Below are 14,729 nucleotides of genomic sequence, written 5' to 3' on the forward strand. Positions count from 1 at the left end.
CGCTTAATAATTTAACGATTTAACACACTAACGTTACAACGATGTGATGTTATATAACAAAAACTTATCACACTCCCTAGAAGGATGTGGAATTCACCTGTTTTTGTTTGCATTATTTCACCGTTCGTATTTTATGTATTATCACAGCCTGTTATTCACCCGTTATATGCTTTCATTGTGCCCTTACAGATTGCAGCATATTCGTCGCGCACAACCAGACTCTTTGGAGTAGATCAATCTTTAAGCCGTAAAAAAAGCCGCCATAGGTACGGCGGCTTGCATAAACAATTTTAAGCGTTGATTTTGCCTTTAGCTACAGTAGCCAAAGAGTTGAACGCATTGATGTCGTTAACGGCCAGATCAGCCAACATTTTGCGGTTCATGTCTACACCAGCAAGTTTCAATCCATGGATCAGTTTGTTGTAAGACAAACCATTCATACGTGCTGCAGCATTGATACGAACGATCCACAGTCTGCGGAAGTTACGTTTTGTGTTGCGACGGTCACGGTATGCGTATACCAGGGATTTCATTACTTGCTCGTTAGCTGTTTTAAAAATACGGTGTTTGGAACCGAAATAACCTCTTGCCAGTTTCAAAACCTTTTTATGACGACGACGTACTACAAAACCGCCTTTTACTCTTGCCATATTAAAAGAACCTCCCAATAAATATTAAATGTATCCGTGGTATGTGTACGGCCTAAGCCGATCCCCCATACGGATTTACTATTTCAAGTTAGCCAGACCTTGTTTCAAACGTCTTACGTCCCCGGCAGCCATTACTGGGTTGCCGTTCAGAACGCGCTTAGCACGTTTTGATTTGTGGGAAAGCAAGTGGTTTTTGTGAGCTTTGTAACGCAGGACTTTACCGGAACCGGTAATTTTGAAGCGTCCTTTCAAACTGCTGTGTGTTTTCATTTTAGGCATTTTGTGTTTCCTCCTCCAATGTTATCAGGCTTTAGGAGCCAGAATCATGATCATACTGCGGCCTTCCAATTTTGGTTGACGTTCGATGGTGCAAAGTTCTGCAACCTCCACCTTAACGCGTTCCAAAATCCGTTGACCAATAGCGGCATGCGCAATTTCACGTCCGCGGTAACGAACGGAACATTTTACCTTGTCGCCTTCTTTCAAGAACTTAACTACATTACGAAGCTTCGTTTGATAATCATGCTCCTCAATATTGGAACGGAACCATACTTCTTTAATGTCAACAATTTTCTGGTTCTTACGGGCTTCTTTGTCTTTCTTTTGTTGCTCATAGCGGAATTTGCCATAGTCCATGATGCGGCATACCGGCGGTTTAGCCTGTGGTGCCACATTGACCAGGTCCAAGTTCAGGTCAATCGCCATTTGCAGTGCTTCCCGAATCGGCGTGATCCCAATTTGTTCTCCTTCAGCTCCGACAAGGCGTACTTCCTTCGCCCGAATCTCATCATTAATCATGTGATCTTTACTAATAACCGTCCACCTCCAGGTCATTTTGAATATCCTGTTACACAAAAATAAAAGGGATGCCGGTTAAGCTACCGACATCCCTGTAATCAACACAATTCTTCATGAGTAAACACTTCATAAATTATTGGGATCGTTGACCAGCCAACATGTTTGTTGATCAGGTGAGAAGTCGGACTTCTACTTGTGATTCCATAGCTATTCATTTAACGCACTTGAATACTATAACATCCTGCAAAACTATTGTCAACGTCTCTACAATATTTTTTTTACAGACATGCTTTTCATCCAAGTCAATCATTCATTATCCCTGCTTACTCTGCACCTCATCCAAACGTACAACACGTGTATGTTGAGTATGGCTCCATTGTTTGTTGTTCTGCGTGAAGAACGCGTAGAACGTAATTGGATACCATGAAAGAAGGTAAATCGGGAACAAGATCAGGTACAGATACACTTTGGCAAAAGTAACCTTTTCCAGCGCCATGGACAACAAGAATGTCAGGACATTCAGACCAATCGCTACGAACCCTACCCAAAGCGGGAAGTATCCGTATATGTTTGCGATATGTGGACCACTGAATATCGCTGTATCCACCCACAGGACAGCAGTCATCAGGAACGTAAGCAAAACAACGTACACGTTTGCTCCATACACAGCAAGGTCAAATTTCACCAAGCTTCTTTCCTTGATACTCTGCCACAGCAGCGGGAAGAAATATCTACGCGCAACCGTAAAGTGACCTTGCATCCAGCGAAGACGTTGTCTTGCTGAAGCTTTAAAGGTTAACGGTTTCTCATCAAATACTTTGGCATCATAGTTAAAGACAGGATATACATTACGCTGAACACTGCGCATCGTAAACTCCAAATCCTCAACCAGACTTGTAGCGCCCCAGCCAATTTCCTTGAGCAGGTTGGTCTCGAAGCACATTCCAGTACCTCCGAGGAAATTCGCCATATTCAAATTATGACGGGACAACTGCCACAGACGGTTGATGTACCAGTAAGATACACCATATGCTGCAGTGATCCAGGAATCCTCCGGATTCTTGGTATCAATGTATCCTTGAATTACACGCGAACCATTGCACAAGTCGTCATTCATCTCAAGCAAGAAGTTACGGTCAACCAGGTTATCCGCGTCAAACATGACAACTGCGTCATACTGACGTGGCAATTTCCACAAGTATTTAAGCATCCATTCAATGGCATACCCTTTACCTCTGAGATCAGCATTCGTACGTACACAAGCATTTAATCCATGCTGTCTTACAATTTGAGCCGTTCCATCCGTACAGTTGTCACAAATGACAAACACATCGTACAGATCTTCCGGGTAATCCAGTTGTTTCAAGTTCTCCATCAAAGCACCAATAACTTGTTCCTCATTGTGTGCTGCGACGAGTACAGCGAATGATTTTGTCGCCGGATAATGTTTCTTTTTCTTTTTCTTAATCAGACCGAACAGCGAAAACGTGAATTGGTACACGGCTAGCAGTGCCAGAAGGACCTGCATCGTGACGAATATAGCGTCCAACATCGTTCTCTGTTACCCCCTTTTTTTCAAAACCAGATTACTTTAAATGTTTCTCTTCCTGGATTCTGCACTTTTATTTTTTTGTGATGCGCAGAATATGACCCTGTTCTTTTGTTTACTACGCAAATATTTCAGACAATGTTTCAAGCATGGTTGATGCCAGTTGGCTGCTTTATCGATTTTGTATTCTTTTCAGCCATTTGTCAAAACCGCAATTCCACTTCCTGAAGCAGAAATGTGAACTTTAAACGCTGAATAGGCACCTCGTGATACTCCAACCTCGCATTCATGCCTGTTATATCTTATTTTCAGCCGTTTACTTGATTTTTATTTCTAAAGTCCCTGCTTTTTTCATCAGGCTGATACATATCGACAGAGGCTCTATATCAAATAACGTAAACAGACCTCATAAAGTTCAGTCTTAAACTTACATTTTTTTAACCGCATTTCAGCCATGTTGAATCATTGTATCTTTTTTAGATAGTCCGAGTCAAAAAGTTAAGTTGGGTGTATATCCACTCTTTAACATGAATTTTACCTTCTTCACATGTGTTCTTCTTGAAAAGGACAACATTTAAAAATATGATAAACATATACCTGAAATAACCTCAAGTTCACGAAAAAACGGTTATATACTATTCAGGACGAAACCGGACACAGCAATTTACCGGAAATACTGCCGCCAACATGGGGCCTGACTGGCAGGAGGCCAATATGAGCCGTTTATTCGTAAAGTTTCAAGAGTATGATCGAAATGTATTTATGTGGATTAATGGTCGACTTCATAATCGATTTATGAACTTTTGGCTGTATTATTTCACCCATCTGGGCGGAGCAACTTCTTCTATTGCAGTATCCTTACTAATCTGGCTGCTGGCTCCCGCTCCTTGGAGTACAACAGGACTTCAGGCATGCATCGCTCTAGCGGTTAGCCACATTCCCGTAGCAATCGCCAAAAAACTGTATCCGCGCATTCGGCCTTACCTGGCCCTACCGGATACGATTACGTTCCGCAATCCCCTGACGGACCATTCGTTCCCTTCAGGGCATACTACTGCCGTATTCTCGGTTACGGTCCCTTTTATGACGATGGAGCCGTTCCTGTTGCTGTTGCTACTCCCTGTTGCATTAATTGTCGGATTTTCACGAATTTACCTGGGATTACACTATCCCTCAGATGTTCTCGCAGGTGCTACGATCGGTACTTTAGTCGCACTTGCAACTGTTGCTTTATGGACATAATGTGAATATGTTAGACTAAGGAAAACCTAGCAGGAACAGGTGAAGCAAGCGTGGAGAAAAAAAGAGTATTACTATTATCTGAAGGCTTTGGCGCTGGTCATACTCAAGCCGCTTATGCGCTGTCCAGCAGTTTGCGAAAACTTTCGCCGAATGTGCAAACCAAAGTGCTTGAGTTGGGGAGTTTTCTGAACCCCAGAGTTGCGCCACTCATCATTACAGCGTACAAAAAAACGGTCATTAACCAGCCCAAGCTCATCGGGTATGTATACAGGCACCAATATAAAAAATCCTTGAACCGGCTGACTACACTCGCGTTGCATAAACTGTTTTATACCCATACACGCAGTATTGTCCGTCAGCTTCGTCCGAATGTTATTGTATGCACCCACCCTATTCCCAGTGCTGTCATATCCAGACTGAAACGTCTGGGTGTGCAGGTTCCACTTTGTACAGTCATTACCGATTATGACGCGCACGGGACGTGGATTAGCCCTGAAGTGGATCTGTATCTTGTTTCTACAGATGAGGTAAAGTCCAAATTAATGCTGCGGGGTGTATCTTTAGACAAAATTCGCGTTACCGGCATTCCGATCCACCCCAACTTCTGGGAACATCCCGGGCGGGACGAGATCCGAGGAAAATTCAATTTGAAGAACATGCCTACTGTGCTTGTGATGGGCGGTGGTTGGGGAATGCTTAGTGATGAAGTAGTTAACCAATTATTGACACGCTGGCATGAGGATGTTCAGATTATTTTCTGCCTTGGCCGCAATGACAAAAGCCGAATCAGCATGGAACAAAATCCGTTGTATAAAAAAGATAATATCCATATCATCGGGTACACCAATGAAGTGGACAAATTAATGGAAGTATCTGATCTCCTGATCACCAAGCCGGGTGGAATGACATGCAGTGAAGGGTTGGCAAAGGGAATCCCCATGCTGTTCCATAATCCCATACCGGGTCAGGAAGAAGAAAATGTTCAGTATTTCACCGCACGAGGTTTGGGGGAGCCCATTACTTCCCTTGATGTTGTTGTGAAATGGATGAATAAACTGCTTCATAACTACCCTGACATTGTTCGCAAACGCAAACGCCACATGGCGCAGATTGCCAAGTATCACCCAATGCAAAGCGCACAAAGTATTATCGACCTTCTGGATCTGCGTCCCTACTCGGCAGACCAAGCCAGACTGTAACGGCTTCAAACAAGCCTGCATGTACACAGCAAAGGTGCCTTCGAATCGAAGGCACCTTTTTTTAATATGAAGAATAGTACAAACTATTGAATACCAGCCGACTTCAAGTAATCCTGCCACTGCTTGGTATACTCGGTCTGAATCTTCTCAAGGCCTGCCTGTTTGGCTTTTTCCATAAATGTATTCAGACCCGCTTCTACATCCTCCACCAATCCCACATTTAACGGATAGAGATACTGCTTCTCTACCTGCTCCAGTGCAGCTTTCTCAGCTTGGTATGGCGTCCAATCCTCAGCAAATCCAGTAAAGATATCCGGCTTTTTCATTTTGTCCAGCTCTTTGAAAATAGCCAGTACGTCATCAAAGCTCTTATCATAGAGCATGAATTCCGGATTACGCCAAGCCCAACCATTCATGCCTTCGCGCGGAAATCCATTGGTCTGGGCATCGCCCACCATTTTATAATAACCGTCTTGAACTTCAAAGTTCTTGCCTTCCACACCATATTCGGTAAGCCAGTTGTAACGTTTGTCGGTAACCAGTTTTTCATAGAATGCAAGTGCTTTCTCCGGGTTTTTGCTGCTGCGCGGAATTGCAAAACCATTGTGAATCGGGTGAACTGGTTGTGCAAATCCTTTGGCATTCGGGTAAGGGAAATAACCGAGCTTCCAATCCGGGTGAGTGGACTGGACCTTGATCACATCCGCATTAAATTTGTTCGGGTTCTCACCCGACAGTACAACAGCCGATTTGCCATTTTGCAGTAATGAGTTGGACGTATCCTTTACATTCAGCACGTTTTTCGGAAAAAAGCCTTTGTCCATCCAGCGTTTGTACGTTTTCAGGTCCTCCAGATGCTGTGCAGACCCCCAATAGGAAGTGATATTGGATGGTGTGTCATACATGATGTCCAGACCATAAGGGAGCTGACCTGCCGTATTCACCAGCTTGGATGTCAATTGTCGAATACCATGGGTATGGTTCGCATTGCTATCCGCGATTGGAATCATATTCGGTTCATTGGCTTTGATACCCTCCAGATAGGCTTCGAGTGTCTCCAGAGATTCCGGTTTGGACAGATTGTACTTCTCACGCAAATCCTCACGGTACGCAATACCCTCAGTAACATATTCAGTCCATGTCGATGGTACAGTATAGATCTTTTCATTGACTTTTACCGCGTTCCACATGTCATCAGGTACATAAGCTTTGAGCGTTGGTGCTGCCTTAGGCAGTAATTCATCCAGAGGCAGGAACGCTCCTTTTTTCGCATAGGACTGATAGAACGTCCAATCCGCGGTAAAAATCAGATCAATCGGTTGACCGGAAGACAGCAGCAATTTGTATTTTTGGTCCCAGTCTGTCCAGGAGGTATAGTTAAATTTCACATTGACGTTCAGATCAGCCTCAGCCAGCTTGTTGATTTCCGACTCAATCACAGGCAGATCCTTGGGGGCATCACCAAGCATGTAGAATTGCAGTGTTACCTTCTCCCCTTTGTTCTCAGAAGAACCTCCCTGCTCACTTCCTTGCGCAGATCCCCCCGAACCGTTATTACATGCGGCAAGCACCCCGGCAAACAACATCAGGGCAAGTACCATAGACAGGTGCCGAATTGTTTTGTTACGCATACGCATCCTCCCTTTTTGTGGTCAACCTTATATGTTAGCGCAGACTCGCCATGATTCAGACGCAGACGGATAGACAGCTATCCCGCCATCTGCACCCACAGCGCGTGCACGTTCTAACCTTTCACCGCACCAATGGTAAGACCCTTGACAAAGTACCGCTGCACAAATGGATACAGGAACAAAATGGGTCCAGTAACCACAATAGCCATCGCCATTTTGGTCGATTCGGTAGGTACATCCTGGCTAAGAGTTATGCCGGTACCAATCGCCATCTGGTCAATGAAGGTAATCGTGTTCATGGTGTTATACAAATAGAATTGCAGCTGGTACATATCCGGGTTGTTAATGAACAAGGATGATGTGAACCAGTCATTCCAGTATCCCAGTGCCAGAAATAACCCTACAGTGGCAATGCCGGGCATCGCCAGTTTCAGTACTACGCTAAAGTAAATGCGGAAATCATTCGCACCATCGATTTTGGCTGACTCAATCAGCTCATCCGGAACGGCTGAACGAATGAAGTTTTTCATCAGGATAATGAGAAAAGGCGTCATCAATCCCGGAAAAATCAACACCGTATACGTGTCCGTAAGATTGAAATAATTTGCAAGCATGATGTACCAAGGAACCAATCCCCCACCAAAGAGGGTTGTAAAGTAGATGAAAAATGAGAAAGCGTTCCGGTACTTGAAATCTTTGCGTTGCAGTACAAATCCCGCCATCGTAATAAGAAATAGTCCAAGGGCCGTACCCACAACGGTTGTAAATACCGTCACGCCATAAGCTTTGAGCACCTGGGTCGGAAATTTGAACACCATCTTATAACCTTCCAAGGAGAAATCGGTGGGAAAGAGGTGATACCCGTCTCTTACAATCGATTCGTTGCTGCTGAATGAGCCGGATAAAATCAAAAGAAATGGAATGATACAGATTAAGGAAAGAATCAGGATCATGCTGTAAGCGATGATTTGAAACAACAAGGTGAATTCCGTATCTCGGGTACGCGTGTGCATAGTAGGTCTCCCTTCTGCCTATAGGCGTTTTAGAACAAGGCGTAGTCCTCATTCACTTTACGGATGATATAGTTGACGGTCATGATCAGGATAAAACCGAACAGCGATTGATACAGACCAGCCGCAGTAGCCATTCCGATATCAAACGTCACTTTCAGGGAACGATACACATACGTATCGATGATATCTGTAGCGTTATATAAGACACCGTTATTTCCAATGAGTTGGTAAAAGAGATCAAACTGTCCCTTCATAATGCTCCCGAGCGAGAATAACAACAGGATGACAAAGGTCGGTTTTAGCATCGGTACGGTGATGTACCAAATGCGCTGAAAGATATTGGCCCCGTCAATCCGGGCGGCCTCGTAATACTCATCGCTGATCCCTGTAATGGCTGCAAGGTAGATGACCATGCTGTAGCCGAGATTTTTCCACAGATAAAAAATGATGATCAGAAACACCCAGATCCAGGGTGTGTTGTAAATATCAACAGGCCCCGCCTCAAAACGTTTGAGTACCGTGTTCACAAAACCGGATTCATAATTGAACATGTTGTAAGCGATTACACTTAATAGAACAAACGAGATAAAATACGGTAAAAACATGACCGACTGCGTAATTTTCTTAAACACTTTTCCCCGAATCTCACTGAGCAAAATCGCACAGAAGATCGCTAGCCCGTTTCCTAATATAATGAAGGCCAGATTGTACCCCACCGTGTTGGTTGTCAGCTTCAGCAGCATTCCGGATTGCCACAGAAACTTGAAGTTCTCCAGGCCCACAAATGGGCTGCCGAACAATCCACCTTCAAAATCATAGCGGGTAAACGCATAATAGATGCCGACCATCGGAAAATACGAGTTAATCAGAAAAAAGATCAGTGTAGGCAGCAGCATGAGAAACATGATTTTGTTTTTGTTCAATTCTTTGAGCATGGCTCGATCCCTCCCGAATTTCTTACGGCGCGGCGCGCAGTGGAGCTCTGTTTTTATTGTAGTTGCCCTAAGTGCTACCGGATACTGAATCATTCGGCCGGATCATGAACGATTCTGCGAAACAGAATATGAACAATATGAACGAACACTGAAATGAATGCCTGAGCGTTCACAAAAGTTGATATCGTGCATAGGTTGAACCTAGTGAACAATAAAGCGAAAGTTGAACTTTAGCTACGGAAATCGGCCATAGCATGCTGTCCACCGTTGATGTAAACGCATACATACTATATAATTCGAGATACATCCGTGATTCACCACGCCCATATATGAATTCTTATCCTTCGCTATGAAGTCTAACTTTTGTTCATCCAAAACAGGAGGTCCACAGGAGGAAAGGTCATGCGCAAACGTTCAGAGGACAGCCAGAAAGTGTTTGCACGGATTCTCATCGGCATTATTGTTAGCACTGTTGCCACCTTGCTTGTGGCTTCTACCATTTTGTACGTCAACTATAATCGTATTGCCCTCCGTCAGGTCTACCGAACCGATATGAACGGTCTTACCCAGACCAGTCGGGAAGTCTCCAAGATGACCGAGACCGCCAAATCACTGTCTTATCAGATTTATCAGGATTACATGATCTCTGCCCTGCTGCTCTATTCAAATCCGAGCATCTATGAAATTACGTCAGCGATGGAACAACTCGACAACTATCGCATGTCCCTCCCTTTTATCGAATCCATCTATGTATATAACTCCAAAAATGATGAGTTCTTTATCAGCTCCAATGAGGTTCGCAATGGACAACAATCCATCTCTGAAATAGACGATCAAGGGATTACAAGTATCCTCGACCGTTTCCATGATTACAAACCCTTTGTCCCCATTCCGCGTACATACCAAGTTGGCTCCACCGAGGAAACTCAAGTCAGCAGTTATACGTACCTCTGTTACGACACGATCAATGACAATGCTACACTGAATTATGCTGTTGTCGTAAATATCAAGGACGACTGGCTCAGTCCCAATATGAACTCAGCTGATCAGCCAGGGAAAACGTTTATTATCAATGAACAGGGACAGTTATTGTCCGATTTCAGCAATCGTGCGCTAATGAAAGATTTGTCCAATGAAACGTTTATGCAGCCAATCCTAGAAAACAAGGAGCAGTCCGCCTACTTTACGGCAGAGGTCGATGGAATAAAATCACTCATTACCTACACTGCTCCTGATAACCTAGGGTGGCGCTATGTAAGAATAACGCCTTATGACCTGATCACCTCAGATATTCGTAATATGCGGACACACACCGTTCTGTTTTGTATTGGGCTATTAATTGCGGGATTGCTCTTATCCTACCTCGTGTCCCGGAAGCTATATCATCCCATTGATAAAGTGCTTGTCCGTATGCGTGTGATGGAAGCGGAGCGTCGTGGCAGTCTGCACCTATTACGACAGGATTTTCTACGTGGGGCTTTGCAAGGACGTGAAACGGTATCGGGAGGCATGCTGGAGGACAGAATGAAGTTCTACGGCTCTTCTGTTGATGTTCATCGTCTAACAAGACTGGTACTGCTTCGTATTGATCATTTTACCGATTTCAGCGATACCTACAGGGATGAAGTCCAACTTATAAAATACGCGATGATAAACATTTGCACGGAAACGGCTGACCTTTACTACCACACCGAAGCTGTGGATATGGGCAGCGATCTGATCACACTTATCTTTAATGATAAAGTTCAGGATGAAGCTGATGATGAGTATTGCCCCATTGAGGACCTGCTGCGCATGATGCAGGCTGCCGTGATGACACATCTAAGATGTTCCATTTCATTTACCATCGGGCCAGTGGAAGATTCACTGGAAAACAGTATTGCTTCTTATACTCGATCAGCAGAAGCTTCTCTTCATCGTTTGTTCATGGGTCCTGGATGCCTGATTTATACCTCGGACATCATGGCGTACCATGCCAAAGAATATGCTTTCCCTGTTGGAAAAGAGAGACAGCTGATTGATTGCCTGATGACAGGCAAGACAGGCGAAGCCAAACAGGTCTATGCAGACATCGTGAGCGAAACGGCAACATATCCATTTACCGTATTTCAACTGGCTCTGTCCCATCTGACCATGACTCTGAATCATGTGAGAAACACACTCAAAAAGAACAACCAGCTTACACTTGAATCCATCACCGATCGTTCAATGCTTCCGATTCATGATGCCGAGGATCTTAGTGAAGTTCACGCCCACTTCTATCGCATGTTCGACGAGCTTGGATCCAAAGTTGAGGAGAAAAGAACGCTTAAGCATGAGGAACTCATTCGAAAAATTAACTGCATTATTGAACGAGATTACGCAGACACCAATCTTTGTCTGACCTCGATTGCAGATGAACTAGCCATGTCACCCATCTATGTCAGCAGACTCTATAAACAACTAACGTTAAAAGGTCTAACCGATGTTATTAACGAGACCCGCATAGCCAAAGCGCAATTCCTGCTCATTGAGACGGAAAACTCTGTAGCTGATATTGCTGAGCAAACCGGGTTCACCAACAGTTCTTATTTCTATCGGATGTTTAAGAAATTCAACGGGGTTACTCCCAACGATTATCGACGTAAGGAGCTTCATTCGGAGCTTTAGCAGAAGTAAAACGAATTTCCACAAGTGACTTCATGAGGTTTAGTTCATCGAAATTAGCAAAAAAAGCGTGATATGAGAGTCTGGTAGCCAGATGCATATCACGCTTTTTTTATAATATCACTCTTGATCTTCGCCAGACTCGTCCGCAGCTTCCCGAACTTTATACTTGTCCAAGCGGATTTGTTGATACTCGCGCAAGGCCTCTTCACCTACGATAACTTCAACCCGGTGAATGTTCATGCCTTTGCCCATGAATTTCTGCTCATACTCTGTCATGACATGCTCTTCATTCAATCCATCACGGTGCAGGTTCAGAGACAAATTGGTCATTTGCAGACCAAAGTCGGCAATTGCATTGAGAGAGAAATCAAACAATGTTTCCGAATCTGTTTTGAAATGAATCTGTCCTTTGGTGTTAAGCAGTTCCGTATATTTCTTCAGGAAACGTGGATGTGTCAAACGACGACGTGCATGCTTGGCTTTCGGCCAAGGATCGCTGAAGTTCAGATAAATCCGTTCCAGTTCTTCCTGTTCAAATACTTCCTCAATCTGTTCGATATTAGCCAGCGCCAGCTTCAGGTTGGGTGGTGTCTCCACTTCTGCCTGACTCCATGCTTTCCGAGCCTTCTCGCTGGCACGACGCACCAATTCATCATACATATCAATACCGATAAAATTAAATTCCGGATATTTATAACTCATTTGGCTGATAAATTGACCTTTACCCATGCCAAATTCCACAAAGATTGGATGGTCATTGCCAAACAGTTCAGACCATTTTCCTTTGTACTGTTTGGGATCAAGAACAACGAGGTCAACTTGTTGCTCCAAATTTTCACGAATCCCTTTTCTGCCACGTAAACGCATCTTATTCCTCCGTTTATCCATACTTGTCTCAGAATCATTTTGCCGAAGAACTGGCTAATTGTAAAGAGCAATGAAAAAGGAATCTTCGGATCTGCCACTTTGGGGCAAATCTCAAAGATTCCCTCTTCGATTTATTTGGAATTGGGGTCCAACTACTTTAATAGTTCATAGTCTACCTTATCTTGGTGTGAAAAATCAAATGTCTTTTCGAAAGCATCGCGAACTTTTTGTCTTGCAGCCGCTTTCACTTTCGGATTGCCATTGAAACGAACACCTGTCAAAGCCAGAGCTTCTTCTGCCGTCAGTTCTACAGAAACATGATGAAGATCATTATTTTTAACTTGGGAATTCATTCATATCACCTCACGGTATAGTATGGTCCATGACGTCAACATTGATTCAAATGCTATGATGAATAGTACCCATTAGATGGTGTCTGACGCTGGTTTAAATATAACATAATGTGTAAACTATAGCAAGGATAAAACCTCGTTTCTACGGCCTATTTTTGCGACTAGATTCCCCTTTTTTTGAGTTTTTTGATACAATGGTAAAAGTTCAAAAAGAGTCGAATTCGGTAATAGAATAAGCAAGCCATTAGGTAAGCCAAAGGAGTACCCTGAAGATGAATGCACCTTCAATACAACCTCCTCTTCTGTGGGGAGATAAACGATTCCATACCTGGAATTACGAAATGAGAGACGAATTTAACAATAAGGTTTTCAAAGTGATGCTGGATGCAGGTTTCACCTGCCCAAACCGAGATGGATCTATCGCCAAAGGAGGCTGTACATTTTGCAGCGCTCGTGGATCGGGTGATTTCGCCGGTAGCAGACGCGATGATTTGGTCACCCAATTTAATACCATTCGGGATAAACAGCATCTGAAATGGCCGTCAGCTCACTACATTGGCTATTTCCAAGCCTATACCAACACATACGCACCCGTTGAAGAACTGCGTGAATACTTTGAAGAAATTTTGAAGCAGCCCGGTGTCGTGGGACTGTCCATCGCCACTCGCCCTGACTGTTTACCGGATGACGTCGTTGATTACTTGGCTGAATTGAATGAACGCACCTACCTATGGGTTGAGATGGGTCTGCAAACCATTCACGAGTCCACGTCAACCCTAATTAACCGTGCGCATGATACGCAGTGTTATGAGGAAGCCGTTGCGAAGTTACGCAAACGGAATATTCGGGTGTGTACACATATTATTTACGGACTGCCTCAGGAAACCCATGAAATGATGCTGGATACCGGACGGGCTGTTGCCAACATGGATGTGCAGGGAATCAAAATTCATCTACTTCATCTGATGCGCAAAACGCCAATGGTGAAACAGTATGAAGCCGGGCTCCTTCGTTTCCTGGAACAAGACGAGTACATTAAACTGATCGTCGATACGCTGGAAATGCTTCCACCCGAAATGATTGTACACCGTCTTACAGGGGATGCACCGCGTGATTTGCTGATCGGGCCAATGTGGTCCATGAACAAATGGGAAGTGTTGAATTCGATTGATCGTGAGCTGCGTGAGCGGGATTCCTGGCAAGGTAAATACTGGAGGGGTGCTTAAGATGGGCTTTCTTTCGGTTTTAAGTTGTGCTCATCAATGGATTTCTTCCCGGCTACAGCCTGGAGATTTAGCTATTGATGCAACGGTTGGAACGGGGGCGGATACTCTGTTTCTGGCGCAAAAAGTTGGTAAACGTGGTCAAGTCATTGGTTTCGATATTCAGAGCGAGGCACTTACCTTGGCACAAGCCCGTATTCGCAAACAAGAGGATAGCGCAAAATTAGGCTCCATCTCCATGCTTCAATTAAGCCATGATCGAATGGCTGAGGCCGTTCCTGAAACATGGCAGGGTAATGTCGGTGCTGTAATGTTCAACCTGGGTTACCTGCCTTCGGAAGATGCGGACTCCACCATAATTACGGAAACAGACAGTACTATTGCTGCTCTCCAGGCTGCACTGGCATTGCTCAAGCCGCGCGGCATTATTACCGTTGTGCTGTATCCAGGTCATGATGGAGGATCACAGGAAGCGGATGCGGTATTGGAGTGGTCCTCTGCTCTACCTGTAGAGCAGGCACAAGTGGTGATTTATCGCCAATTGCAGCGTGATGCCTCTCCTTTTCTGATTGGCATCGAGAAAAAATAATTTCCTTTGTCCCACAAATGCAATAAACTAG

The 14,729-nt window shown here is 44.2% G+C and carries 14 protein-coding genes; 5 read left to right on the forward strand and 9 right to left on the reverse strand.

The genetic code is table 11. The features are described from left to right. Positions 1–290: 290 nt before the first annotated feature. From rplT to BUA17_RS14685, 4 genes are all read right to left on the reverse strand, one after another. On the reverse strand, positions 291–650 hold the full coding sequence (rplT, locus tag BUA17_RS14670) for a 50S ribosomal protein L20 (protein ID WP_017689664.1): 360 nt from the start codon (positions 648–650) through the stop codon (positions 291–293). 78 nt (positions 651–728) lie between these two features. Then, positions 729–929, reverse strand: a complete 201-nt coding sequence (gene rpmI, locus BUA17_RS14675) for a 50S ribosomal protein L35 (protein ID WP_062320217.1) — start codon at positions 927–929, stop codon at positions 729–731. 24 nt (positions 930–953) lie between these two features. Continuing rightward, positions 954–1,448: a translation initiation factor IF-3 gene (infC, locus tag BUA17_RS14680; RefSeq protein WP_024628309.1), complete on the reverse strand. Its 495-nt coding sequence runs from the start codon at positions 1,446–1,448 to the stop codon at positions 954–956. A 313-nt stretch (positions 1,449–1,761) separates the two neighbouring features. Further along, entirely contained in the window at positions 1,762–3,000 is a 1,239-nt protein-coding gene (locus tag BUA17_RS14685; protein WP_063564191.1) for a glycosyltransferase family 2 protein, read from the reverse strand. A gap of 711 nt (positions 3,001–3,711) precedes the next feature. Here BUA17_RS14685 and BUA17_RS14690 point away from each other — a divergent pair. Together BUA17_RS14690 and BUA17_RS14695 are read left to right on the forward strand one after the other, a co-directional pair. Then, positions 3,712–4,239, forward strand: a complete 528-nt coding sequence (locus BUA17_RS14690) for a phosphatase PAP2 family protein (RefSeq protein ID WP_063564190.1) — start codon at positions 3,712–3,714, stop codon at positions 4,237–4,239. Positions 4,240–4,289: 50 nt separating this feature from the next. After that, a complete protein-coding gene (locus tag BUA17_RS14695; protein ID WP_063564189.1) occupies positions 4,290–5,438 on the forward strand; it encodes an MGDG synthase family glycosyltransferase in 1,149 nt (382 codons plus the stop codon). 83 nt (positions 5,439–5,521) lie between these two features. On the opposite strand, the gene BUA17_RS14700 is transcribed toward BUA17_RS14695, so the two are convergent. The 3 genes from BUA17_RS14700 to BUA17_RS14710 all read right to left on the reverse strand — a co-directional run bounded on the left by BUA17_RS14700 (position 5,522) and on the right by BUA17_RS14710 (position 9,017). Beyond that, complete coding sequence (locus tag BUA17_RS14700; RefSeq protein WP_139295662.1) at positions 5,522–7,069, reverse strand: ABC transporter substrate-binding protein; 1,548 nt, start codon at positions 7,067–7,069, stop codon at positions 5,522–5,524. A 113-nt stretch (positions 7,070–7,182) separates the two neighbouring features. After that, the gene (locus BUA17_RS14705) at positions 7,183–8,082 is read right to left on the reverse strand and encodes a carbohydrate ABC transporter permease (protein WP_063564187.1); all 900 of its coding nucleotides are present in this window, start codon (positions 8,080–8,082) and stop codon (positions 7,183–7,185) included. A gap of 29 nt (positions 8,083–8,111) precedes the next feature. Continuing rightward, positions 8,112–9,017 carry an ABC transporter permease gene (locus tag BUA17_RS14710; RefSeq protein WP_063564186.1) on the reverse strand — a complete coding sequence of 302 codons (906 nt, stop codon included), beginning with the start codon at positions 9,015–9,017 and terminating at the stop codon, positions 8,112–8,114. Positions 9,018–9,419: 402 nt separating this feature from the next. On the opposite strand from BUA17_RS14710, the gene BUA17_RS14715 reads away from it, so the two are divergent. After that, positions 9,420–11,666 (forward strand): AraC family transcriptional regulator, encoded by a 2,247-nt coding sequence (locus BUA17_RS14715; RefSeq protein ID WP_072734054.1) that lies wholly within the window; start codon positions 9,420–9,422, stop codon positions 11,664–11,666. Positions 11,667–11,783: 117 nt separating this feature from the next. On the opposite strand, the gene trmB is transcribed toward BUA17_RS14715, so the two are convergent. Continuing rightward, a complete protein-coding gene (trmB, locus tag BUA17_RS14720) occupies positions 11,784–12,533 on the reverse strand; it encodes a tRNA (guanosine(46)-N7)-methyltransferase TrmB (protein WP_064639506.1) in 750 nt (249 codons plus the stop codon). 152 nt (positions 12,534–12,685) lie between these two features. After that, a complete protein-coding gene (locus BUA17_RS14725; protein WP_062320234.1) occupies positions 12,686–12,886 on the reverse strand; it encodes a hypothetical protein in 201 nt (66 codons plus the stop codon). Positions 12,887–13,158: 272 nt separating this feature from the next. Between BUA17_RS14725 and BUA17_RS14730 the strand changes: the two genes are divergently transcribed. Both BUA17_RS14730 and BUA17_RS14735 read left to right on the forward strand, forming a co-directional pair. Further along, the gene (locus BUA17_RS14730) at positions 13,159–14,112 is read left to right on the forward strand and encodes a tRNA modification radical SAM protein MnmL/YtqA (RefSeq protein WP_063564182.1); all 954 of its coding nucleotides are present in this window, start codon (positions 13,159–13,161) and stop codon (positions 14,110–14,112) included. 1 nt (position 14,113) lies between these two features. Beyond that, on the forward strand, positions 14,114–14,698 hold the full coding sequence (locus BUA17_RS14735) for a tRNA 5-(aminomethyl)-2-thiouridylate-methyltransferase MnmM (protein WP_072734055.1): 585 nt from the start codon (positions 14,114–14,116) through the stop codon (positions 14,696–14,698). Positions 14,699–14,729: the final 31 nt, after the last annotated feature.

Source organism: Paenibacillus sp. ov031 (genome assembly GCF_900143165.1).
GTDB classification, from domain to species: Bacteria; Bacillota; Bacilli; order Paenibacillales; family Paenibacillaceae; genus Paenibacillus; species Paenibacillus marchantiae.